Annotated in this window: 21 protein-coding genes and 5 pseudogenes; 16 read left to right on the plus strand and 10 right to left on the minus strand. The window is 62.2% G+C overall.

Annotated features, from left to right (window positions below; all coding sequences use genetic code 11):
• Window positions 1–175: 175 nt before the first annotated feature.
• Together CFB34_RS33935 and CFB34_RS33940 are read right to left on the minus strand one after the other, a co-directional pair.
• The gene (locus CFB34_RS33935) at window positions 176–1,141 is read right to left on the minus strand and encodes a ParB/RepB/Spo0J family partition protein (RefSeq protein ID WP_027813523.1); all 966 of its coding nucleotides are present in this window, start codon (window positions 1,139–1,141) and stop codon (window positions 176–178) included.
• Window positions 1,141–1,812 (minus strand): AAA family ATPase, encoded by a 672-nt coding sequence (locus tag CFB34_RS33940; RefSeq protein WP_027813524.1) that lies wholly within the window; start codon window positions 1,810–1,812, stop codon window positions 1,141–1,143. The genes CFB34_RS33935 and CFB34_RS33940 overlap by 1 nt, the downstream gene beginning before the upstream one ends.
• Window positions 1,813–2,277: 465 nt before the next feature.
• On the opposite strand from CFB34_RS33940, the gene ligD reads away from it, so the two are divergent.
• The 14 genes from ligD (at window position 2,278) to CFB34_RS34010 (ending at window position 14,111) form a co-directional block, all read left to right on the plus strand.
• On the plus strand, window positions 2,278–3,264 hold the full coding sequence (gene ligD, locus CFB34_RS33945; RefSeq protein ID WP_223274426.1) for a non-homologous end-joining DNA ligase: 987 nt from the start codon (window positions 2,278–2,280) through the stop codon (window positions 3,262–3,264).
• Between the two features lie 94 nt (window positions 3,265–3,358).
• Entirely contained in the window at window positions 3,359–3,601 is a 243-nt protein-coding gene (locus CFB34_RS33950) for an AbrB/MazE/SpoVT family DNA-binding domain-containing protein (RefSeq protein WP_027813526.1), read from the plus strand.
• The gene (locus tag CFB34_RS33955) at window positions 3,598–4,008 is read left to right on the plus strand and encodes a type II toxin-antitoxin system VapC family toxin (RefSeq protein ID WP_027813527.1); all 411 of its coding nucleotides are present in this window, start codon (window positions 3,598–3,600) and stop codon (window positions 4,006–4,008) included. The genes CFB34_RS33950 and CFB34_RS33955 overlap by 4 nt, the downstream gene beginning before the upstream one ends.
• Before the next feature lie 299 nt (window positions 4,009–4,307).
• Window positions 4,308–4,667 carry a hypothetical protein gene (locus CFB34_RS33960; RefSeq protein WP_223274427.1) on the plus strand — a complete coding sequence of 120 codons (360 nt, stop codon included), beginning with the start codon at window positions 4,308–4,310 and terminating at the stop codon, window positions 4,665–4,667.
• 48 nt (window positions 4,668–4,715) lie between these two features.
• Complete coding sequence (locus CFB34_RS33965; protein ID WP_034176085.1) at window positions 4,716–4,916, plus strand: hypothetical protein; 201 nt, start codon at window positions 4,716–4,718, stop codon at window positions 4,914–4,916.
• 187 nt (window positions 4,917–5,103) lie between these two features.
• Entirely contained in the window at window positions 5,104–5,757 is a 654-nt protein-coding gene (locus CFB34_RS33970) for a helix-turn-helix domain-containing protein (protein WP_027813530.1), read from the plus strand.
• A gap of 20 nt (window positions 5,758–5,777) precedes the next feature.
• The gene (locus CFB34_RS33975) at window positions 5,778–6,083 is read left to right on the plus strand and encodes a hypothetical protein (RefSeq protein ID WP_027813531.1); all 306 of its coding nucleotides are present in this window, start codon (window positions 5,778–5,780) and stop codon (window positions 6,081–6,083) included.
• Between the two features lie 44 nt (window positions 6,084–6,127).
• Window positions 6,128–7,213, plus strand: a complete 1,086-nt coding sequence (locus tag CFB34_RS33980) for a hypothetical protein (RefSeq protein ID WP_027813532.1) — start codon at window positions 6,128–6,130, stop codon at window positions 7,211–7,213.
• Window positions 7,214–7,223: 10 nt separating this feature from the next.
• Window positions 7,224–7,454, plus strand: a complete 231-nt coding sequence (locus CFB34_RS33985; protein WP_027813533.1) for a hypothetical protein — start codon at window positions 7,224–7,226, stop codon at window positions 7,452–7,454.
• A 9-nt stretch (window positions 7,455–7,463) separates the two neighbouring features.
• Window positions 7,464–7,718 (plus strand): hypothetical protein, encoded by a 255-nt coding sequence (locus tag CFB34_RS33990; RefSeq protein ID WP_046544062.1) that lies wholly within the window; start codon window positions 7,464–7,466, stop codon window positions 7,716–7,718.
• Between the two features lie 205 nt (window positions 7,719–7,923).
• On the plus strand, window positions 7,924–8,727 hold the full coding sequence (locus CFB34_RS33995; RefSeq protein WP_226124231.1) for a TnsA endonuclease N-terminal domain-containing protein: 804 nt from the start codon (window positions 7,924–7,926) through the stop codon (window positions 8,725–8,727).
• 1 nt (window position 8,728) lies between these two features.
• Window positions 8,729–10,933, plus strand: a complete 2,205-nt coding sequence (locus CFB34_RS34000; RefSeq protein ID WP_027813535.1) for a Mu transposase C-terminal domain-containing protein — start codon at window positions 8,729–8,731, stop codon at window positions 10,931–10,933.
• Window positions 10,930–12,420: an ATP-binding protein gene (locus tag CFB34_RS34005; protein ID WP_046196986.1), complete on the plus strand. Its 1,491-nt coding sequence runs from the start codon at window positions 10,930–10,932 to the stop codon at window positions 12,418–12,420. Before CFB34_RS34000 ends, CFB34_RS34005 begins: the two co-directional genes overlap by 4 nt.
• A gap of 5 nt (window positions 12,421–12,425) precedes the next feature.
• Entirely contained in the window at window positions 12,426–14,111 is a 1,686-nt protein-coding gene (locus tag CFB34_RS34010) for a TniQ family protein (protein WP_027813537.1), read from the plus strand.
• Window positions 14,112–14,271: 160 nt separating this feature from the next.
• On the opposite strand, the gene CFB34_RS34015 is transcribed toward CFB34_RS34010, so the two are convergent.
• From CFB34_RS34015 to CFB34_RS34050, 8 genes and pseudogenes are all read right to left on the minus strand, one after another.
• Window positions 14,272–15,354: a YncE family protein gene (locus CFB34_RS34015; protein ID WP_242808742.1), complete on the minus strand. Its 1,083-nt coding sequence runs from the start codon at window positions 15,352–15,354 to the stop codon at window positions 14,272–14,274.
• Window positions 15,311–16,552, minus strand: coding sequence for an MFS transporter (locus tag CFB34_RS34020; RefSeq protein WP_046196987.1), 1,242 nt, complete (start codon window positions 16,550–16,552; stop codon window positions 15,311–15,313). The genes CFB34_RS34015 and CFB34_RS34020 overlap by 44 nt, the downstream gene beginning before the upstream one ends.
• Before the next feature lie 49 nt (window positions 16,553–16,601).
• Complete coding sequence (locus CFB34_RS34025) at window positions 16,602–16,964, minus strand: Fe-Mn family superoxide dismutase (protein ID WP_226233923.1); 363 nt, start codon at window positions 16,962–16,964, stop codon at window positions 16,602–16,604.
• A 73-nt stretch (window positions 16,965–17,037) separates the two neighbouring features.
• On the minus strand, window positions 17,038–17,787 hold the full coding sequence (istB, locus tag CFB34_RS34030) for an IS21-like element IS408 family helper ATPase IstB (protein WP_006397350.1): 750 nt from the start codon (window positions 17,785–17,787) through the stop codon (window positions 17,038–17,040).
• A 16-nt stretch (window positions 17,788–17,803) separates the two neighbouring features.
• A pseudogene (gene istA / locus CFB34_RS34035) lies at window positions 17,804–19,359 on the minus strand (IS21-like element IS408 family transposase).
• A 203-nt stretch (window positions 19,360–19,562) separates the two neighbouring features.
• Window positions 19,563–19,976: a hypothetical protein gene (locus CFB34_RS34040; protein WP_278190124.1), complete on the minus strand. Its 414-nt coding sequence runs from the start codon at window positions 19,974–19,976 to the stop codon at window positions 19,563–19,565.
• Between the two features lie 84 nt (window positions 19,977–20,060).
• Window positions 20,061–21,243, minus strand: a pseudogene (locus CFB34_RS34045) (chromate transporter).
• Window positions 21,240–22,215, minus strand: a pseudogene (locus CFB34_RS34050) (chromate resistance protein ChrB domain-containing protein). The pseudogenes CFB34_RS34045 and CFB34_RS34050 overlap by 4 nt, the downstream one beginning before the upstream one ends.
• Before the next feature lie 253 nt (window positions 22,216–22,468).
• On the opposite strand from CFB34_RS34050, the pseudogene CFB34_RS34055 reads away from it, so the two are divergent.
• Both CFB34_RS34055 and CFB34_RS34060 read left to right on the plus strand, forming a co-directional pair.
• Window positions 22,469–23,156, plus strand: a pseudogene (locus CFB34_RS34055) (response regulator transcription factor).
• Window positions 23,146–23,688, plus strand: a pseudogene (locus CFB34_RS34060) (sensor histidine kinase); the annotation flags it as partial. The pseudogenes CFB34_RS34055 and CFB34_RS34060, both read left to right, overlap by 11 nt.

The raw sequence follows: 23,688 nt of genomic DNA on the forward strand, positions 1-23,688 counted from the left end.
AAGAACGTCACCCTCCATCGCTCCAGAGACGAGTCCAAACGACTAGGCGACGCTGGCTTCCATCGCTGCATAACCGATAGTCGTTTTTGCTCGGTCACGTGAGCAATGTTCTCCAGCGTCATCCAGGGGACACCCCGATATCGACCCCAACTCCCTTCACGGTCTAACAGTCGCGCTATTCCTTCGGAAAGAGAGCCAAGATCTTTTCGGTGATCTCTGCCGCGACGTCCGGCGCCAAACCCTTCAGCTTCAACTCGATCCGGCCATCTTCCTCGAACGACTTGAACTCCCCCTTCGCTCCACGGAAGGACAGTTGCTCGCGCGTAGACCGCGGCCGCTTAACCGTCCCTTTTGCCGCAGCCTTTCTGCGAGCGGCGACATCGCGGTACCCGATCCCGGTCTTAGCAGCATCGAAGATCAATTCGAGGGTCTCTTCTTCCCCTTTCACTTCCCAGAACTCTCGAATTGCGTTCAGCATTTTGAGAGAGAGAAGTTCCGGATACTCGGCGGCGGCTTGAACGATCTTGCTCGGCAATTGAGCGAGCGACAGAGTCCGACTCACATGGTCTTCCCCGAGATTGAGCGCTTTGGCCAGAGCCACTTGTGTCGGATAAATCTTCCGCGAAAGCAGCTCTTTCCATTTGAGCGCGTCATCGAGCGGGCTTTGATCCTTACGCTCCACGTTGGCAGCGCGTGCTTCTTCATACAGTTCCCGCTCACTCGCTGGTTTCGGACGAATCTCCACCCGCAACGTCGGGAGCCCGGCCGTTCGAGCCCCGCGAAGGCGCCTCTCTCCGTCAATGAGCACGATGTCCCCCACTTCATCGACATACGCACTCGCCGACTGGCCTTGCCCCCGCGCCGCTAGCGACTCCGCCATCTCTGATACAGCAGAAGCTGTATAGATGGCTCTCGGATTGACAGAATTTGATTTAATTTTGCCAATCGGAACTTCATACGTTTGCCCGATCTCATATCTGGTAGGCTCTTGGCTCGAGCCAACTTCGCCTCCCCGAAGCTGCGAGATAGTTGCCACCGGCGGCGCCATGCGGGGATCGCCCACAATGGGAGCCAACGAAGCGGCATCCTCCACCGCCGCGACTCGCTCGACCGCTACTGATTTTTTCTTAAAAGTAGCCATTACTTGACCTCCGTACCGTTGATCCGTTCGATGATTTCCCGATAGACCGCCTCCATCTCGTCGATCGCCTTCTTCGATCGATCACGGCCCTTCAGCTCATGAACGGCCCGGCCAGTCTTGCCCGTCGCACGCCAAGCTTCTCTCTGCGGAATCTGTGATTCGAAAAGTCGAATGTCTTCGCTTTTCAAATATGCCCGCAATTCCGCAGTCGCCTTCGATCCTTCAACCGGCGACACCCGAGTGAGCACAACGTACGCGGGGATCTCACCGCTTTCATGCCGCGGCCCCATTTCTTTAAGGGTCGCGAAGACATTCAAGGTCGACTCCACTTCTTGTTGATCTGGCCCACAAGGGACCAGCACGAGATCGGATAACAGTGCACATTCAAGCATCGTCCGATAGTTCTGCGCGCCGATGTCCACCACGACGAGGGTGTACTTGTTGGCGAGGTTTGCGAGTTCCCGGGCCGGATTAGCCGGGAGAGCGAGCACTGGAATGGCTGGTGTAACGCCCTCCTCATTTCGGATTCGCGACCAACTCATCGCAGAGCCCTGTTTATCAGTATCCAGAAGAACGACATCCACGTCTTCCGCGGCAGCCAGGGCTGCTATGTGCGTTGCTAACCGCGTTTTAGCAACACCTCCTTTTTCCGCCCCAATCGTGATGACCATTTCACCTCCACTGGAAAGTGTTTGTTTCAACGCTCGGAGTTTTATTCCTCAGTCAAAATAAGTCAATCAAATAACTATATTTTTTTGTGATCTTTACAAAATGTGGTCAAGTAACAACGATTCGGAGCGAAAATGCTACCGACTTGGCCCGAGCCAAGATCGGAGATCCCATGTTGGATGATTCGCCATGAACCACACTTTTAAATAGTTTTGGCTCGAGCCAAGATTCGCGGAAGCAACTCACTGAGATTGGGGTGGCTACGATTCCCGCCGATCCAGAACAGTTCATTCACCCTCTGGACGGCTCGATCTTGGCTCGAGCCAAGATCGGCCTGGCCTAGTCAGGCGCCCCATGCAACAGGCATATAGATTGCCCGCATACCTGCAAAGCGAGGAGGGCATATGGGGCGGTGGACAAGTGAGCTCGGCATCCGTGCCCGGACGCCAGTAGCCAAAAATGAACGCATGCCGGAATTCATCGAGCCGTCGCTGGCCGTGCTTGCTGCAGAACCTCCAACGTCGGGAGAGTGGGGATATGAGATCAAATTCGACGGCTACCGGATGCTCGCGCGTATCGACGCTGGTGACGTTCGAATCTTCACTAGGAACGGCCACGACTGGACCGCCCGACTACCGCACCTGAGGTCCGTCCTTGAACGATTGCCGGTCGACCGTGCGTGGCTTGACGCGGAGGCCGTCTGGTTCGATACAGAAGGGCGGCCAAACTTCAACGGCCTGCAGAATGCGTTTGATAGACGTCGAACTGCAGGGATTTCGCTTGTCGTCTTCGACCTGATGTGGCTTAACAACAATGATCTCCGGCCGTGGAGGTGGCGTGAACGCCGAGCCACGCTAACGAAGCTCGTTGCCGATATTCTCGGCAACGAGGTGCGCTTCTCTGAGGCGGTCGATGCCGACCCCGACGCCATGCTGGCCTCGGCGTGTGCCCTTGGTCTAGAGGGAATCATGGGCAAGCGGGTGGACGCGCCGTATCGCTCGGGAAGAACGGACCGCTGGATCAAACTCAAATGCAGTAAACGCCAGGAGTTCGTCATTGGGGGATTTTCGCGCCGTAAGGGCGCCGCCGGGGGCGTGCGAGCGGTTCTGCTCGGCGTGTACGAGGAGGGCGGACAACTGCGGTACGTCGGGCACGTCGCGCCGCGCTTCGCGCCCCGCCAGGCACGGGAATTCGAAGACCGCCTTGCATCCTTAGGCCGCAAGCGCTCGCCGTTCGTCCGCGCGCCGGAACCCGAAGCCGATCGCGAGTTCCACTGGCTGAAGCCGGAACTCGTTGCCGAAGTAGCGTTTCTCGAGTGGACGCCGACCGGACAGTTGCGTCATCCGTCGTTTCGTGGGCGGCGCGCCGACAAGCCTGCACGGAGCGTGACTCGCGAAGACCCGCGCGCGCCGAAACGCCCCCACAGCAGCAAGAGATTGCCCTCCAAGCAGTAAGACCGATCAATCGGTGCGCTGAGCGCGTTGCGAACTCGCGTCGGTTTGTATATGCTGTGGCATATGCCATTCTGTTTGAATTGGAGCTACCCCGATGCCAAACCATGACACCCGCCACGCGCGCCTGTTCCGCAACGGGCGGAGCCAGGCCGTGCGGATCCCGCGCGAATTCGAACTGCCGGTGTCGGAGGTCACCATCCACCGGGAAGGTCGCCGCTTGATCATTGAGCCCGTAGAGGCCGCGCCCTTGCGCGAGCTGTTCGCCCAATGGACCCCGCTGGACGAGATCTTCCCGGACATCGAGGACCTTCCGCCTGAACCGGTCGATATCGAATGACGCTGTACCTGCTCGATACCAACATTTTGTCGAACGTGATCCGCGACCCGCGCGGCGCATGCGCCACCCGGATTGGAGAAACGCCGCCCGAACAAGTGTGCACCTCGATCATCGTGGCCGCGGAATTGCGGTTCGGCGTCTGGAAGCGTGGCTCGTCAACGCTCGCGCAGCGCGTCGAGCAGCTGCTCGCAAGCCTGACCGTGTTGCCGCTGCAACCGGACGCGGACCGCTGCTACGGGCGGTTGCGGGCCGAGCTCGAGAAGCAAGGCCAGTTGATCGACGCCAACGACATGCTGATCGCCGCGCATGCGCTGGCCGTCGACGCCGTGCTGGTCACGGACAACACGGCTGAATTCACCCGTATCGCGGGGCTGCCGGTCGAAAACTGGCTGCGGCCGGCGACGTAACGCGGCGTGGCGGCCGCCGGCGGTACGATGGGCGCCACCGACGCACGACAGCGCGCCTGAGAACAGAATAGGAGCGGGGATGAACGGATTCGGCGGTGCGGCGGTTTTTGCCTTTTCATTGACTGTCGGGTGCCTCGCGCTCGGCTGGAGCGTACCGGCGGGAGTAACGTTCGCCGCGTGCATTGTGTGCACGGTCTACGCGTCCCGGGGCGAGCACTGAGCGCCGGCCGACCGCCGGGCGAACCAGGTATGCCGATCGCCGTTCTGCGATACGTGGGCGTGGCGAAGGAGATGGCGAAGTGACAACGCCGATGACGGCTGTCCAGCAGATGTTCCTCGAGTGGTGCATCGGCTACATGAAATTCCGGATCGCGGATGCGATGTCGGTCGGCCTGATGTCCCTCGAGGCCGAGCGCTACGACGCGCTGTGGACCATGCTGCAGAAGGGGCGGTACGGCTTCCCCTGCGACGACATGATCGAGACCGGCCGGCGCCTGTTTCCGGACGCGCCGAACGCACCGGAGGGTTCCGGGCTCGACGCGGCCTACGAGCGCGTGTGTACGGCCCTGGACGACTGGTTGCCGAGCTTTGTCATCCCGCCCGGCCAGGTGTCGTTCCTGCCGGATCCCGAACTGCCGGACGGTGAGCCCGCTGCGTGAGTGGCCGGCACGATGGAATCCACCGGGTGAATGCAGAGGATCTCGGCAATGAACGTGACAGCATGGCAGTTCGAGGAAAGCGGGTGGGGCAGGGGCGTAGCGGCCGGAGGGGCGCTGATCGCGCTGGCGGCCGTTGACCGCGGGCTGTCGGCGCTGTGGCCGGCCAGCTACGGGCTGGTTCACCCGCTGGCGGCGATCGCCGCGGCGAACCTGCCGTTCATGGCCGCGTACCTGATCCTGCGGTCCTGAACGACGCCGAACCCGGCTGCGGCCGGGTTTTTATGGCGTGCCGTCAATGCCGATAACTCCCCTTATCGGCATTGCGTTTAATGCACGAATACCCGAAAGGGCGGTTTATCAAAGTGGCTTGACACGTCTTTAAGACGTGCTATGCTGGTTTATACGTCTTTAAGACGGGTTCTGTTCAGGAGGCATCATGTCCGTGCTGTACGTGTATCGCTGCCGAGCCTGCGGCCAACGCGGCGAGGTCCATCACCCGGACGACAGCTACGACGGCGCGGCCGCCACCTGCGCGAAGTGCTACGAGCCGGTCACGCTGGAGTGGGACGGCGGTGTGACGCTCGAAGTCGCGCCGTACGACGGCGGGCCGACGCCCGACGAGATCAGGGCGATGCGGCAGCGCGGCCGGCGCACCCAGGCGCAGGCGGCCGCGCTGCTCGGCGTGAAGGAGCGCCAGGTCCAGCGCTGGGAGGCCGGCCAGGCGCCGATGCCGATCGCCGCGTGGTTGCTGCTGCGCCGGTCGTGGGGCTATCGCTATCCGAGCGATTTTGAGCGCCACGAGGACTTCGAGCGGGACTGGAATCCTGACCGCGACGTCAAGCGCAGGACGATCGAGCGCGGCGACGTGGTTGAGCTACAGCCGGTCGACGGCCCGCTACTGCGCGCGACGGTGTGCCTGGATCGGGTGCACGACGGCTTGGTCGACGAGGACAGCTACGGCGCGATCGTCACCGAGTTCGTCGGTGCTGCCGGCGCCGGGGAGGAATACCGCGGCTTCTTCATCGGCGAGCGCGTGACCTTCGCGCGGTCGAACGTGATCCACCTCGAGCAGCGCGCGCCGAGGCGCTGAAACGATCAGGAGATCCCGTCATGTCAAAACTGACCTACGAACGAATCACCGCGCGTGCCGAGCAGGAGATGGTCGAGTACCTTGCGATCGCCGAAGCACATCGTGTGGCGAATGACCGGAGCCGCGCGGCGAGCGCATGGCGCGCGGCGCTTGGCGTGTTGTCGATGTGGAAGGTGCTCGCCAGAGACTTCCACGGGGCAGATGAGGCGGCCTATTTGGCCGATTGCAAGCGACTCGCCGTGCTGATCTGCCTGGACATCGCATCGCTCAACATCCCGCCGCGGCAGATGCAGTCCGAAGTGCCAGGGATGCGCTCGTCCGGCTGATGGCCTGACTCGTATTCAAACCCATGTCTAATAGGAACCCTGCGATGCGCAAGGAATACGAACTGCAGACCGACGTGCTCGCGACGATCGTCGCGGCGACCCCGGTCACGTCGAAGCACGCCGCGCTGCTGACGACGTTTGCGACCCGCACCGACTATCGCGGCGCGCGCTACGCGGTCACACGCGACGAGTTCTCTGAACGGCCCGCCCGCGTGATCGATGCCGACGGCCGCGAGATCGCAGCCGACTATCACGCGTGGATCGACGGCCAGCTCGACGTGCACGGCGGCTCGGTGGAGGACGTGTTGCTCGCGCACCGGGATTCCGGCTATCTACTGGTCGACGTCCAGCCGCTGTTGCACTACTTCGTATTCGACCGCGGCGGTGACCAGGACAATTTCGTGCAGCTCGAAATCTGGGAAGAACAGGAATTCGTCGAGCGCGAGGTGTTTCCGCGCAGCACGCCGTGGCGCTCGCCGGATGTGCATGAATTGCGCTCCGGCTGGCACGACATGCCGGTCGAACGGTTCGAGCGGCGCACGCTCGGCTCGCCGCGCTATCGGCTCGAGGCGGTGATCGACATGAAGCACTTTGCGGCGCTCGCCGAGACGACTTATAACGAGCGCCGGCAGCGCGACGGCGATCGGCAGTTGGTCGAGCGGAACCTCGACACGGGCGAATCGCGGGTGGTCAGTGTGCGCGAGCTCACGCCGGGCTACGACAACCAACAATGGCGCGGCCGCCGCTTCTTCGACGACTGGGCTGCGTCAAGCGCCGGCCAGGCGGGCGAGCGCATTTGTCAGCGGTGGGTTTTCATCACCCAGGACAACACCGATCCACGTATCGGCCGGGAGATGGACTTCATACCGCGCTGGACTCACACGCGCAAGATCGCGGCGCTGAAGAACACCGCGAAGCTGGACGTGTACAGCCTGTACGGGAAGCTGATGCAGTTCGACGAGCGCATCGGCCATCGCTTCGCCTGGTATTTCTACGGTCTGCACGGCAACCTGATCCTGAGCGGGCAGATGGAGCGCGTGCTCGAGGCGGCCGAGGCGGGGCTGATCGTGCTGCCCGAACATGATTACCAGGTGCTGCGTCGCTGGGGCGACGATCAGTACGGGTTTTGACGGAGCCTTGATGAAAACAACCGCCCGCTACACCAAAGGCCGCGGCGACGCGTCGGTCCACGCCAGGGCACGCGTGTTCGCGTGGGAGGACCATCAAGTGATCGAACTCGATGTCGTGGGCCAGCTCGACAGCGAACACCACTTCCGGATCCTCGCCACGGCGGACGAGTCGGAAGCGCTCGCGCAGCAGCTGCTCGATGCGGCCGCGAAGATCCGACTTGCGCGTCAAGAAACGGAATAGGAAAACGCGATGACGATCACGCTCGACGCTGCTAAGGCGATCTACCGTCAAGCAATCGACTCGCGGGCCGGCGACGGCGAAGGCGCGGCCTGGTGGGATGAGGTAGCCGACGAAATTCGCGACGTCGTCGCAGCACGAACGATCAGCATCGCGGCGGACCTGATTGCGTGGTGGCATCACGACTGGACGTGCATCAACGATACGCCGCGCCGGGCGGCCACGCGTATTCGAGACGCGGCGCGAGCGATGCGCCTGCGAGCATAGGAAAACGCCATGGCCGGAACCCGGAAGAAAGTTCTCGATCTGGGCGTTGTGAACCGACAATAGAGCTCGACACAAGACAATAGTTCTTGACACAAAACAATAGAGTTTGACACAAACGAATGCCTCGCTATACTGCACGATTTTGTTCGACCGGGCGGATATGCGAGGGCGACGTTTCAAGACGCAGAACGACATCGACAGGTACGTGGCGCAAGGCTACGGACAGGGTTCCGGTGTGGACTACAAGCCGTGGCTTCGCGTACAGGACGTGCCATCGCGTGGCCGTTCTCGAAAGGTTAAGGGCCTCAAGACTGGGCGCGTCCACCACGTGCTCTCCGATCTCGAATACGCGTACCTTGTGGTACTCGAATTCTCCGAGCGCGTGATCGATATCCGGGAGCAGTTCCCGTTGCTCCCAGTTTCGCCGATCCAGGATGTCGCGACGCAGCGTGGCATTCGATATCCGCGTTATGCTCAAACAACGGTGCCGTTCGTGATGACGACCGATTTCGTCGTCACCGTCAGGACAGACGACGGTTTGGCGCGTGAATACGCTCGTACCGTGAAATACGCGGACGAACTGTCGTCAGGGAACAGGCTCCTGCGCACTCTGGAAAAGCTCGAGCTCGAGAGAGCCTGGTGGTTGCAGCGCGGGGTTGACTGGCAGATCGTCACCGAGCAGAGCGTGGATCCCGTGCTCGCCAGAAATCTCATCTGGCTTCGCGGCAGCGCGCAGATCGAGCGAGACATGCAAAGTGATGAGCTACGCGCCCGGTTCGTTGAGGGCATTGGGGATGCCGGAAGCCATGACCGGACCCTGTCGTCGCTTCTGCGCACGGTCAGCTATCGGCTGCGCATGCCTTATCCGGATGCCGTCAAGCTTTTCAAGTATCTGATCTGGCACAAGGTACTCCTGGTTGATCTCAGGACGCCGATGTTGTTGACATCGCAAGCACCTAAGATTCAGGTCATGGCGAGTGGTGCGGCGCCCATAAAGCGGGCGGCGTGACATGGCCAATACGATTGCATTGCCCAATACGGTTATCGAAGCACTGTCTGATCAGCTACCGTTTGAAGGGATCGCCCGTATTCTCTGGATCGACGAAGCGGCTGCAAAGACCACGTTGATTACGATAGCGGAGACGCCAAGGAAGCCGTGGGTCGTCGCGAGTGAGGATGTTCGCATGTGGTTCCGGCGCGGCGACGTCCGGCCCAGTCAGTTCCGGTTGCCGGCCTATATGCTTCAGGTTGAAGAGGATATCCCGAAGGGCGAACGGGAAATACGGGATCGCAACTGGGAGCGCATTGCTCGTCTGGTCGACACGGCAGTACCGGGTGAAATTTTCGAGGGACGCGCGATGGGCGCGCTCGTCGCGCTGCATGCCGAAGCGACAGGGGCGCAACGCAAGACCCTGTACCGCCTTCTCTATCGATACTGGACGTTCGGGCAAATTCGCAATGCATTGTTGCCGAACTACGAGAACGTCGGAGCACCTGGTAAGGCTCGCGTGTTCGCTGCCGGCAAGCGCCCCGGGCGTCCGCCGAGGCATTCCGCGACGCGCGGCGCACATTGCGGAAAGATTCTTGGCGAGGACGACAAGAGCTTTATCAGGATCGGGTACTCCCTCTTCAAGAACAACGAAGTGGCGTCCGTGACGGACGCTTACCATCGCACCTTGAGACGATTCTACGTCGAGGAACACGTTGTACCCGGCACATCGACGGACGATCTCACGCTCAAGCCGCTAGACCAGTTGCCGAGTCTGCGGCAGTTCAGCTACTGGGGGAAAAAGGCGTTTGACGATCTGACCGTCCAGCGCTCGCGTGCGGGCGAGCGGCGCTGGCAGAAAGATCATCGCGGGCTGACGGGACGCGCTGGCGACGGGGTGTATGGCCCCTGTCACCGCTTCGAAATCGATGCGACGATCGCCGACATTTATCTCGTGAGCCGGTACAACCGGAACTGGGTGATCGGTCGTCCTGTGATTTACGTCGTCGTCGACGTGTTTTCGACCATGATCGTCGGTATCTTTGTTGGCCTGGAAGGACCGGGCTGGAACGGCGCCCGTCACGCGCTGTTTAACGCGTTCACCGACAAGGTCGCGTTTTGCCGCACGTACGGCATCGAGATTGAGTCGTCCGCGTGGCCCTCGCACCATCTTCCGCACGAACTGATGGCCGACCGGGGCGAAATGCTCGGGCAGGCGGCCGAGGGCCTTGTGGCTGGGCTGGGCATTGATATAGCGATCGCGCCACCGTTCCGGCCCGACTGGAAGGCGATCGTGGAGAGCCGGTTTCGCCTGCTGAACAAGACGTCGCAGATCCACTGGATCCCGGGCGCAGTCAGGGAGCGGATTGCCGAGCGCGGCCAGCGCGATTACCGCCTGGATGCCGTCCTCGATCTGGCGGAGTTCACCAACATCATGATCAGCAGCGTGCTGCATTACAACCACCACAGCCGCCGACCGGACCGGCTCACAACGGACATGATTCACGAGGAACTCGAACCATCGCCCATCAATCTGTGGCGTTGGGGGATGGAAAATGGGCTGGCAACTCCCAATACGCAACCTCATGACCTCGTGTATCTGCATCTGCTGCCACGCGAAAGCGCCTCGATCCAGCGCGGTGGGATCTGCTTCAAGGGCATGTACTACACGTGCGCCTACGCGATTGAGCAAAACTGGTTTGCGAGGGCGCGCAGAGACGGGCGCCGCACCGTAACCGTCTGGTACGACCCGAATGATACGACGCACGTGTGGCTCCAGGACAGCAAGCGCAACTTTGTGCGCTGTGACCTGCTCGCTTCGGAGGAGCGGGTCGCACAACGCCGGCTGGAGGAAGTGCTGGACATGCTCAAAATGACTGGATCGCCGACAGGCGAAAGCACATATGCGGCGCTCAACGACAGGATCCGCCTGGACGCGCATATTGGTGCGGTAGTTGGACAGGCCCAGATGGACAAGCGAGCGGCGCAGCCGGTCGCGCCAGTGCCGGTCAGCAACCAGGCAGCGGACATCAAAAGGCATCGGGCGTTCGAAAAGGCAGCCGAGCGGCAACGCCCGGTGACGTTGCCGGGCCCCGATCAGCATGCGGTGGATGTGCCCGTAACCACGCCGGCTTCGTCGAGTGTGGCCGAGGCTTATGCTGGCGAGCGCGGCGGCGAAGTGTTAAGCCTGCTTGGACGACTACGCGACAAGGGGACGAGGTCATGACGCCTGCCGGAATACTCGTTGCCGCCGAATATGCCGATTCGCCCATTGCGCAATATCAGGGCAATCCCCTCATTGAGGCATTGCCGCCGATCCGCTCGGAAGCGGACGCCGCGGCTTGCATGGCGCTGTTTCCCGATGAGCCCGGCGGCGAAACCGGGCTGTCGAAGGAAGTCCGCCTGCACTGTATCGACCGGTTGCTGCACCTGGTTCAGCCACTCCCGATTCATCTGGAACTTGAGTCGGCGTTGTCCGCTTTGATACGCAGCGGCTATGTCGGCCGCAATCCCCTGTCGCAGTCGACGTGGCGGCACGTGTATTCGCTTGCCCTCGGTCAGGCAAAAGAAAGCGGCTTCCGTTCGACGGCTTCCACGCTGAGTGTCGTGGGCTTGAGCGGGATCGGCAAATCGACGGCACTGGAGTCCATCCTGCGACTCTACCCGCAGGCGATTCGCCACCGGCAATACCGGAGGCAGGAACTGGTTCAGGTCCAGATCCCGTGGCTGAAGATCGAATGTCCATTCGACGGTTCGCTTACCGGGTTATGCCACGCGTTCTTTCGCGCTCTCGACCGGGCCATCGGAGAGGAACGGTATGCCAGACGCTATCGTTCGATCCGGGGCATTGTCCAACTCGTCCATCAGATCGAGCAGATCGCGAGTACCCATTTCGTCGGCGTGTTGATCATCGACGAATTGCAGCATCTGCGGGTTGCAAAGACGGGCGGCAAGGAGAACATGCTTAATTTCTTCGTCAACCTCATCAACAGCATCGGCATTCCGGTCGTGTTTGTGGGGACCAATTCCATGATCGAACTATTCTCCGACGTGATGCGTAATGCGCGACGCGCCACAGGTCTGGGGCTGAGCGACTTCCGGCAACCGAAGCGCGATGATCCGGCGTGGGCACTGCTAGTCGATGCCGCGTGGCAATACCAGTGGGTTCGTCATGTCGAACCCCTGACGGACGAGCTTCGGAAGGTGCTGTACGATCTAACTCAAGGGGTGACGGACTTTCTGATCAAACTGCTCGTGCTCGCCCAGCGACACGCGATTCACACGGGTGAAGAGCGGCTGACGCTCAAGCTGTTGCGTACGATTGCCGACACCAGGATGCAGTTGCTTAAGCCGGCGCTCGACGCGTTGCGAAGCGGTGACACGAAGCGCATGTCGAAGTTCGAGGATCTGCTTCCACCCGACAGCCAGATTGCCGCGATGATGGGAGCGATCGATGGGGATGCGCGCGTTTCGTCGCGCCTGGCGATGCTTCAGGACATGCGGCGTCCTCCCGCCGGAAACGCTGAGGCATCCTTGTCCCCCATCGCGGTAACGAGCGGAATTCCATCGACCGGTGTAAAGCAATCGGGAGTTCCGGTTCCTTCCGAAGCCCGGCGCCTCGTTGAATGCGATGCACCGTTTGTCGCCCTGCGCGATGCCGGATGGCTGCAGGCAGACGCGCTGGAATTCTCCACGGCATATGCCGATTGCTAGTGCCGATGCGGAATCTGCTGTTCTTTGTCCCGTCTTTACCTGACGAGACCATCCAGTCGCGCGTTGCCCGACATCATGTGCTGTCGGGCAACCGGGTGGAGAGCGACACCTTTCTTGACCTGTTCGACAGTGCGCCGTTTTCGCTCGAGCAAATCGTACCGCCATCCCTCATGCGGCTTGCGGATCGTGTGAACGACGGCTCGCAGGCAGCCCTGCAAACGCTTCTGGCAGGCAACACCCTGTGGCCGCTTTTCGAGCCGTTTCTGGACGGCGTGTTGCAGCCGCTGACGGCTGACGTTGGAGCGATGATGAGCCGGTTACCACGTCGTGTTGTCGGCCTCTACGGCGAAGCGCATCTCTGCCCGGCCTGCGTTGAAGAGGACATTCATGCGTTCGGGATGGGGTACTGGCACCGGGCGCACCACGTCCCGGGCGTGAGCATGTGTTGGCGGCATGGCGCGCGCCTGCTTTCGAGTTGCCCGCAGTGCCACCGGCCTTTCCAGTTTCGCCAGCGACTACTACGCCAACCGTGGCTAGCTTGCCGCTGTGGCTGGCAGGTGACTGCGGCGGAAGATGATGGCATGGCAGGCTCACCGATCCCGCTGCAATACGCGCGCTTTGCTCGCGATCTGCTTAACCGTCCCCTGGGCCGGGTGGACCCCTTTCGCCTGCGCGTGGCGTACCAGAACCGCATTCGAGAGCTAGGCTTCAAATGGGGGGCAAGGCTACAGGCGAAAGCGTTCCAGGAACACCTGATTGAAGAACTGGGCGAAACGTTCCTCTCTGCAGTGGATCCGGCGTTCGCCGCGAAGCGGATGAGCTTCTGGATACGCTTTGCACCGGGCAACAGCACGGTATGCGATATGCCGATTACGCGGCACCTGTTGCTCGCGATGTATCTGTTTGGTACGCGGGACGAACTTGCATTGAGCCTGCAGCGTGTGTCCCAGGAAGAGACTGCGATTAGACGCACCAGGACAGTTGAGGAAGGCCCGACACTTGAGGGGGCGGCGGTGTCGATGCCGCGTATAGCGCACCGGCGTCGAATACGGGACGAGCTGAGAAGAAACCCGCAAACGACCATCCAGGATCTGTGGCGCAAGGTATATCGTGTCACCTCGTGGCTCTACGAGCATGACCGGGAGTGGATACAGGAGACCCTCTCGATTTCGGCAGCAGATAGAGTGGGCGGTGGTCAGTCCGCAGCGAAAACCGTATCTCCGGACGACGAGCGCTTCGCCGCACTCGTCGACGAGGCCGCCGTTGCGATGCTCGCTAGGCCGGGAAAGCCGCAACAGGTGACAAAGGAGCGATTACTCGCGGTTCTTCCGGTGCGCATTGCCGACACGCCCCGGCAACGCGAGCGATATCCCGACACGCTAACGCGGGTCACGGATAACCGGGAATCCACGTGGCACTTCAGGGCGCGGCGACTGTGGTGGGCATACGCACTGATGAGCGCACGGGGCGACGCCGCGCCGGCGAGAGAAGCCGTGATCTTGTCTGGCGTTGGCCATTACGCGGCCCAGGCAATCATTGAACATTGCGGATGGGAACCTGTGTTGCCACTTGCTGCGAAGTTTGATGCGCTGGCGAAGCTGTCTGAAGCGGGAATTACGCCGAAATGGGAGGGGCCGCCCGCGTGGCAAGGCCGAGCCATTGGAGGGCGTGCCTATCAACGTCGGCCGTAAGGCGATTCGAGAGAAAATCAAGCTCGGCGTCTGGTGATCCTTGGCTGGCGGGGCGGCTACCGTCGCCACCCAGATCCTCAACGAAAGGTTCCTGCGCCAGGCAAAACTCGATCGCGATGCGCCTCATGCGGCAATCTAAACTGCGCTCCGCGCCTGTCCCTCATCGCGGCGCCATGATCCGTAACACGGGATGTCCATCGACGTCCTTGAGCGCAAACCAGGCATCGTGTGATGCTGCGTCGACACTGACGACGTGGGCATCCGGTCCCACACGGCCATCCCCGATTTTCACCACGTGCGAAGTGTCCACGTGGAACATGGACACCACGCCCGCCTCGCCCGCGACATAGACCGTGCGCAGCGCCGGATCGTACGCCAGCACGTCCGGCGTGCCGCCGACATCGAACGCCGCGATCTCCTTCATTGTGCGCATGTCGAGCACTAGCAGACGATCGTTGTCCTCGCAGGCAATCAATGCCAGACGGAATTCCGGCACGATCAGCAGACCGTGATTGCCCCGCGCGCCAGGCAGCTCAGTGCGGGCGACCACGGTGTCGGTGCGGGGATCGATCTCCACCAGTTGGCGTCGCGACTGCACATTGACGAAAACGTGCCGCGATACTGGATCGTACTGCGTGTTCCCCACTTCACCGCCGAGGGACACGGTCGCGACGCGCCGGTTCGTCGAGCCGTCGATCACGGTCTCTGTCTCGCCGGTTTCGTCCGATACGTAAAGCTTCTGAACGTCAGGCACCCAGGCCATCCCATCGGGATAGACGCCACCGGGCGTCCTCGCGACAATCTTCAGCGTGTCCGCGTCGATCGCGACGATCTTGTTCGTGCCGGTGGCCGAGGCGTAGACACGGGACAGCGCCGGAACAGCCAGCACACCATGTACGGCGGACACACCCGGAATGCGCGCGACAACGCGCGAAGCGAGCGTGTCGAAAACGACGACTTCGCCGTCGCCCAGATGAGCGATGAACAGCAGGTGCCGCTGCGGGTCGTAGCTCTCGTAGTCGAACCGCGACGCGCAGCCGGGTAGTGGCACATCGCCGATCAGCTTCAGTGGCAGGGTATCGATGGCCGGGTCATCCGAACCGTGCGCGACGCACCCTGTGCCGCCCCGGCGATCACCGCGAACCAGACGACCATGGCGACCCTCGCCGCAAGTTGCCCACACAATGAACTGCCGCGAATCATGGCGCGCCTCCATCCGGCCGGATATGGCGGAAGGCGGCAAGCACGGCGAGATCGTAGGCAATCTTGAGCGTCCCGCACGCGATCAGCGGCGCAGCAAGCCATCCGGCTGCGAGCATCGCTGCGGCAATCGACGGCGCCACGGCCGCGGCAAGGCTGCGCGGCACAGCCGTGAAGCTCGCGGCAGCAGGCCGCTCAGCGGGCGTCACGACGGCCATCACGTAGGCGCTACGCGTCGGCACATCCAGCCGGGAAAGTGCACTGCGCAGGAGCAGCAACGTCAGGGTCAGCGGCAGGGATGCCGTCAATGCCGCGGCAATCAGGCACACGCTCGACGGGATGTGGGTGAACACCATCGTGTTGAGTAACCCGATCCTGCGCGCGATCGGCGCCGCGGCAAGCAGCGAGCCGGCACTGAGCAGCCCCGACCAGAAGAAAAACTGCCCGGCCGCAGCCAGCGAAAGTCCGAAGCGCTGGATCAGCCACAGCGTCAGCAGCGAGTTGACAAGCAGGCCGCCGGCGAACGCATCGACGCTGAACAGGAGCGCCAGACGCGTCACAATCGCGCGCGATGGACCCAGTGGCACGTGCGCCTTCGCGGCGTGCACTGTCTCCTTTGGCAAACCCAGATACAGCAGGAAGACCACGCTGCCCGTCAGCGCGTAGACGACGAACATCGCGCGCATGGCGAACAGTCCGGACATGCCGGAGCGCACCGCGAACCATTGCGGCAAAGCTGCGAGCAGCGAGCCGAGCGCCGCCGACAGCCCGCCCACGAGGCTGTAACGCGCGAACAGCGCTGTCCGGGAATCGGGGTGCGACGCTTCGGCGAGGCGTGCGTGTTCCAGCGGCAGAAAAAGACTGACGTCCCCTGAACTGGGATTGAGGGTGCCGATAAAGGCCACCACGAGCAACGGCCACAGGGTTGAGAGGCAGCCGAACGCAAGCCCTGTCGCGCCCATCAAGGCCGCGGCGAACAGCAGCAGCGGGCGGTGCGGGTAGCGGACGCTGGTCACGCCGACCAGGATCGTGGCGAGAGCTGATCCCAGCAATGTGGCCGTGCCAATCAGGCCGACCGTGAGTTGCTCGAAGCCGAGGGCGAGAAGATACGCGGGCAGCAGTACCGCAACGAAACCATCACAGACTCCGCGCAAACCTCGCGCCGCGAGCAACAGCCGCGCGCTGCGATCGATGCCCGGCGGCCACAGCAGGTCCGACAGGGGTGCACGGACAGGGGGCATCAATGTCTCCACATTCGGGCCTGCATGCGGCCTTGTACCGCCCCCCTTGTCAGGCCAGGGCGTGCGACTGCATTGCGGCCTGCAGTCTCAACGCTGCGTTGTCCCAGTTGAGGATGCTGAACAGCTGGTTGACGTATTCGTTGCGGCGGTTCTGGTACTTCAGGTAGTAGGCATGCTCGAACACGTCGAGCACCAGAATCGGCTGGATGCCCCACGCGGTGAGTTTCTGGTGGTTCTCGCACTGCAGGATCATGAGCTTGCCGGTCGCCGGCAGATAGCCGACGACACCCCAGCCCGAGGCCTCGGTGGCAATGGTCGCAGCGACGAGTTGCGCCTTGAATTTCGCATACGAGCCGAAATGGCGGTCGATCGTTCTGGCGAGCTCGCTGCGGATTTCGGCGATGGTGATCAATCGTTTCGGCGAACGTGATCAGTCTGGAAGGTGGTGTTGCGCGGTCAATGGATTATAGCGACGGTGATCACGATCAGGCGTCAGCGGACTCGGATTTCGTTTTCTTTCTCATCGAATCGCCCTTGACCGGAAGCTTGTGGGCCTGATGCACGAGCCGATCGAGAATCGCATCGGCGAGCGTGGGGTCCTGCAGCCACGCGTGCCAGTGTTCGAGCGGCAACTGGCTGGTGATCACAGTCGAGCGCGTACCGACACGATCATCAAGTACCTCAAGCAGATCATTGCGCGCCGCCTGGTCGAGATCCTGCAAGCCCCAATCGTCGAGGATCAGCACATCAATCTTCGCGAGTTGCGCAAGCCGACGTGTGAAGCTGCCGTCGCCGTGCGCGATTTTCAGCTCTTCGAACAGCCGCGCGACGCGCACATAGAACACGGAGAAGCCCTGCCGGCACGCCTGCTGGCCGAACGCGCAAGCGAGCCACGTCTTGCCCGCGCCGGTGGGGCCGGTCAGGATCAGGTTCTGAGCATTGCGCACCCAGTCGCAGCCGGCGAGCGTGGCGACGATGCGCTGGTCCAGCCCACGGGTTTGCCGGTATTCAATGTCTTCGACGCAGGCCTGTGGGTTCTTGAGCTTCGCGGCGCGCAGCAAACGTTCGAGTCGTCGCGTATCACGCCAGGCCAGCTCGCGATCTACGAGCATGCCCACGCGTTCCTCGAATGACAGGCTGGTGCTTGCCGTGAGCGTTGACTGCTCCTCGAACGCGCGAGCCATGCCGTCCAGTTTGAGCGCCTTTAGCTGGGTAAGGGTGTGCTGCATCAACATCGTGACCTCCTTCGGGTCAGTGGTAGTAGTCGGGGCCGCGCACGTTCTCGTGCTCGGGCGAGCGCCATTCGGCGGGCGTGGTCGGGAGCGAGGGCTGCAGGTCAAGTCCCGCTTCCAGGATTGACAGCACGGAGCGACGCGTGGGCGAGCCGATCTTCAATGCACGCTGGCATGCGGCCTCGAGGCGGTGTTTGCCGTACTTGCGCGCGAGCGAGAGAAGACCGAGACAGGCGCGATAGCCCATCTCGGGGTGAGGTTTGTTGGTCAGCAGATGCCGCACGACAGCCTCGGCGCCGGGCCGACGGATGCGCCCCAGTTGAGCAGGCGCCCAGGCGTCCATTCCATGTGCGCGCGATGCGCAGCCGGCATGTGTTCGGCGATGGTCGTGTGTTTGCCTTTGAGGCGCGAGCGAGCGTGCGCAGCGACACGCTTGCCGCCATGCAGGATCTCTACGCCGTGGCGTGTGATACGCGCCCAGACCTCCTGCCGTGCGAGGCTATGCGGGACGCTGTAATAGTGGCCGCCGACATCGACGTGGTAATCGATGTTCACACGGCACTTCTGGAAGGTGGCGATCTCGTAGCGACGCACGGGCAACGGGCGCAGGACGGGTTGGTCCAGCCGTTCGAACCATTCACGCCGGTTGCCTTCGAGCCGCTTGAACGGGCGCTGGTTTAGGTCGGCGATCAGTTCTGCAATCGCCTTGTTGAGTTCAGCCAGACTGTAGAAGCGATAGTGGCGCAGTCGGGCCAGCACCCAGCGCTCGACGATCTGCACGCCGACTTCGACCTTGGCCTTGTCCTGCGGTTTGCGCGGACGCGCCGGCAGCATCGCGGTGCCGTAGTGGTTCACGAAGTCCTGCGTGGTCGTGCCGAGTCCGGGTTCGTAACGGTCGGGTCGCGCGATCAGCGCCTTCGGGTTGTCGGGCACGAGCAGCTCGGGCACGCCGCCAATGAACTCTAGCGCATCGCACAGGCTGCCGATCCAGTCCGCCATCGTCTCGGTGCGCGTCGCGCACGCGAACGTGTAGTTGGATGCGCCGAGCACGGCAACGAACACGTGCGCCTCGAACTCGACGCCGCCATCGCTCGCCAGGACCGGCACGGTGGGACCCGCGAAGTCCGCGAACAGCTTCTCGCCGGCGCGGTGCTGCTGACGCATCGAGCGCTTGATCGACTTCGCCCAGTCCTTGTACTTCTGGCAGAACTGCGTGTAGCGGTACGTCCGCTGGCCGGGGTTCGCTTCAGCGTATTCTTCCCACAGCAGTTGCAGCGTCACGCCCTTGCGGCGCAGCTCGCGATGCAATGCCGTGTAGTCGGGCTCGATGCGTCGCGTCGTCGTCGCCGCGGCATTGGTTGCCGCAGGCCTCAGGCGCGCGTCCAGTTCGTCGTCGGACATTGCTTCGGCTGCCGCCCAATCGAGTCCCGCCTGGCTGGCTTGGGCCGCGAACTTCGAGACGGCACCGACGCTGATGCCGATAGCCCGGCTGATCTGCCGATGCGTCAGGCCACACGCCCACTTTAGTCGCAGGACTTCCTTCAATTTGCGCATGCTCATCCGAGGTGTCGGCATCGGCACTTCTCCCGCAAAAAAGGGAGCAGGCTAACGCCGTCGGTGAATACATGCGCAACGCCACCGCCAGACTCAAACCCGGATTACGTTCCGGTTACGTGATCACCCGTTTCGGTCCCGTGATCGCTCATTCCGGCATCGTGATCACGCGTTTCGGAAACCTGTGATCAGCGATCACGATCAACCGAAACGGGTGATCACGATCATTCGGAATCCATGATCACGATCCGCCGAAATGCGTGATCACGTTCGCCGGAATACGCAAGCTCGCCTCCCGGCTCACCAACCTTGCCAGAAATGCTCGTCCAGTAGATCGTATGCAGGATATGGCTGGAAAGCTGGAACGCCAGTTCTTTCTCGTGGAATTTCACCAGCGCAAAGTCGCCGGTTTCCCGTGCCCGGGCCAAGCCTTCTTCCGCCTTGTTCGCCGCAGCGGCGGCGGGCTTGTGATGGAAGTTGTAGTGGAGTTCCACCGTGTGGGCGTCGATTACCGGTTCGAGCGCATCGTACGCAAACGGCAGCGGTGCCGCCGCGTAGTTGCCGTCCGCGTTGACCAGTCTGTCGGTAAAGCCCGACGCACTAGCCGCGTGAACCAGCTGCGCCTGGGCCAGCATCATGCCTGCCCCACTGTGGCGGAATCATGCAGAAACGTGCGACGTGTCTTCATTTGCAATCCTCACAGTTTTCGTGAACGCACCCGATTAATGGGCGTGCAGATGGACAAGCGGATAGAGGGCGACCCGTCAGGGCCGCGGCAACCACGATTGCGGGTTCCGGAAGCTTCTTCACACGCCAGAGCAGCAACGCGGTCGCGAGCGCGATGAGCGCGGTCGGCCAGTCGATGACCGAGCGCTTTGCGATCACAATGACCGAGCCGGTAATCGCCCCCACGGCTGCGGCGGTAATGCCGTCGACAAACGCCTTGACGGCGGGGAGCCGCCCATATTTCTTGAAGTACGGCGCAGGCAGCACCGTGAACAGGTAGCACGGGATGAACGTCCCTAGGGCAGCGATGCAGGCGCCAGCCAGCCCGGCGACGAGATACCCAATGAAGCCCACGGTAATGACGACCGGCCCCGGCGTGATCATCGCAACGGCCACCGCATCGACAAACTGTTTCTCGTTCAGCCAGTGGTGTTCCGTCACGACACCGCCGTAGAGGAAAGGCACGATCGCGAGGCCTGAGCCGAACACGAACGCGCCCGCCTTCGTGAAGAAAAGCGCAATCTGACCGAGCAGCGGAAGGTCCAGACCGCTCAGCGGCCCGGCAAGGGCCGGTGCCTGTGTCGCGGCCAGCGCGTTGATCCCGCCTTTGCCCAGCCATTGAGGCGGCGCGCGGCGTAGCCAGTTGACGATGCCACCGGCGATAAAAAGCCAGGCGATTTCAGACTCGGTCACGACGGTCACTGCCGCGAGGATCAGGAAGACCGCCCAGAGCAGCCGGTCCTTTCCGAGCGTCTTCGTCGTGAGCTTGTATGCGCTCATCGCAATGATGCCGACGACCGCCGCGCCGACGCCGTAGAAAACGGCCTGCATCCACGACAGTCCGCCGAAATGCGCGTAGGCCCAGCCCAGCACCACCACCATCAGGAACGACGGCAGCACGAAGGCGAGACCGGCGATGGTCGCGCCCAGCAGCCGGTAGTGCACGAAGCCGAGATAGATGCCGAGTTGCGCCGCAAGCGGGCCCGGCATCATCTGCGCGAGGGCCAGCCCTTCGCGATAGTCTCCCTCGGTAATCCAGCCACGCTGTTCGACCAGATCGCGGCGCATGTAGCCGACCAGCGCGACCGGGCCACCGAATCCGATCGTGCCGAGTTTGAGCATGTAGAGCGCCATCTGGCCCAGGCTGTATCCGGGCGCGTGTGCGGTGGTTGTGCTCATGAACGTTTTCCCGTGTCGCGCGCTTTTTCGACCGCGGCGAAGTGTGTGTACATCGAGTCGAGGACGGGACTCATGTCACTGAGCAACTGGTCGTCGTCAGCTGCACGCTCGCGCGTGCCCGCAATGATCGCTTCGAAGCCGATGGCCGGCACCGGCGTGCCGCCCACGTCGAGCGCATGCACCATTGAGCTAAGCCGCATGAGCGCCGGATCACCTTCGAGTCCGAAGCTCGCCAGCAGCACTTCGAACGTCACACGTTCTCCCACATGCGTGAAGACCGCGCCGTCGAAATCGAAGCCGAGCGCGTCCTTCGGGCAATCGTCCGGCGAGGGCAGCCAGACGAAGCGGGCCTGCACGTCGATAAACCGGCGGATCAGCCAGGCGCTTGCCACGCGATCCACCCACAGCCGTCGGCGGGTTGCCCACGTGCGCCCCTGGTAGTCCAGGACGGACAGCAGGCGGATTGCGCGGTCCGCGAGTGGGGCTCGCCAGGCGAGAGCACCGTATCGACGTGGGCCACGAAATCCTGCCACGCCACCTCGCGCGCGTAGTCGCTTCCCCAGGGAAGAAGTCGATCGCGACAATGGTCTCGTAGTCCTTGCGCAGGCGTCGCTGCAGTTTCGTCAGTTCGGTGGCGGACTGCCCGGACACGGTCTTGCGCGCTTCGGCCAGTGTCCGGATGAAGCCATCGTACTCATCGGCCAGGTCGAAGAGTCCGCGGAATTCCGCGTCCTGCGAAGCATCGAGACTGGGGGCGCGCAGAAGGTGCGCTGCGCCACCGCTCTCGCCGATCGCCGCGACCAGCTCGCGCAGCATGTTTTCCCCTTCAGGACTGTAAGGAAGCAGATAGATGCCGTCGCGCAACACCGCGCAGCCTTTCCCCTTCAGGGCGCGCCAGAAGCGCATGCGGGCTGTCGCATTCCCGGTGGGTAGCGTCAGGACAAGGACGGACCAGGTCATCAACGTATTCATGTAGACAATGCTACGTTTATGTAGCGATATCTACAAGTTAACTTTGTGGGCGTGATGCAGAAGACTGACCAGATGCGATGTCATCCGGCCGCGCCAGTCCGCTCGTTACACTGATGAACCACAGGCCACGGATGCCCCAGCGCTGCCACAATAGGGATGTGCCCATCGTCTATCCGGCTTTCCCGACTCCAGTACACGCAGTCTGCGGTAGCATCAAGCTCTCTTCCAGCCGAGACGTGACGAACGCAAGTCCATGAAGGTTCTTATTGTCGAAGACGATTCCGCGATCGCAGCGAACCTCTACGACTATCTCGAAGGTAACGGCTATGAGGTCGACATTGCTTCCAATGGCAAGGCAGGACTGCGGATGGCGATCGCCGACTCGTGGGACGCCATCCTGCTCGATCTGGCGCTGCCCGGCATGGACGGACTCACGCTCTGCCGCAGGTTGCGCGAAGAGGCGCGGCGGGACACACCGGTGCTGATGCTCACGGCCAGGGACGCACTGGACGACAAGCTGGAGGGCTTCGTGCACGGTGCCGATGACTATCTGGTCAAGCCGTTCTCGCTGAAGGAGTCGGTGCACGTCTTGGGCCCCTGATCAAGCGCTATCGCGGGCAGGTCGCCACCATGGATCTTCTATTCGCCGACGTAAGACTGGATCTGTCGACGATGACCGTCGAACGGGCCGGGCATCCGGTCAAGCTTCCCCAAAATGTCTTCAGTTGCTGCGCATCCTGCTGCAGTCGCCTGCGCGCATGTTCACTCGCGCCGAGCTTGAATCTGAAGTCTGGGGTGAGGAGCTGCCCGACAGCGACACACTGCGCACGCACATCTACACCCTGCGCAGGGCGCTCAGCGAGCAGGGCGAGGCCGACCTTGTCGAGACCATCCATGGCGTCGGCTACCGGCTCGTTGCACCTGATCAAGATGCGAAATAGCCTGCGCTTCAAGGTCGCGCTTTTCTTCTCGGTGCTGACCATCGCGTTGCTGGTCGCCCAGGCGCTCGGCGTGAGGACACTGGCCGAGGCACAGGAAGAGCGGCTGATCACGGCACTCATCCATGACGACATGACGAATGTGCTCAAGAGTTACGAAGCCAACCCGTCCCTGCTGCCGCCTTCGATGTCCGAATGAATGGCTATGTTTCGGGCGCGGACAGCCGGACCATTACGCTGCCGGTGACGATCGGGAGTCTGCCTGCCGGCACGCACGAAATCATCATTGACGGACGGGAGATCCACGTCGCGATCGAGCCGCTCGGCGCGGCGCGGCTGTACCGCGTTTACAACTTCAGTATTTACGAAAAGCATTTCAAGGAAGTCATCAATGCCCTGATGGCAGGCACAGGTGTCTTTGCATTGCTCACGATCTGGCTGTCCTTCGGCCTGTCGGGTCTGTTGGTGCGGCAGGTTGCCGGTCTCGCGCGGCAGGTCAAGGAACTGCGGCTCGGGGGGCGGTACCGATCCAGCC

This window comes from Burkholderia sp. HI4860, assembly GCF_002223045.2.
Lineage (GTDB): Bacteria > Pseudomonadota > Gammaproteobacteria > Burkholderiales > Burkholderiaceae > Burkholderia.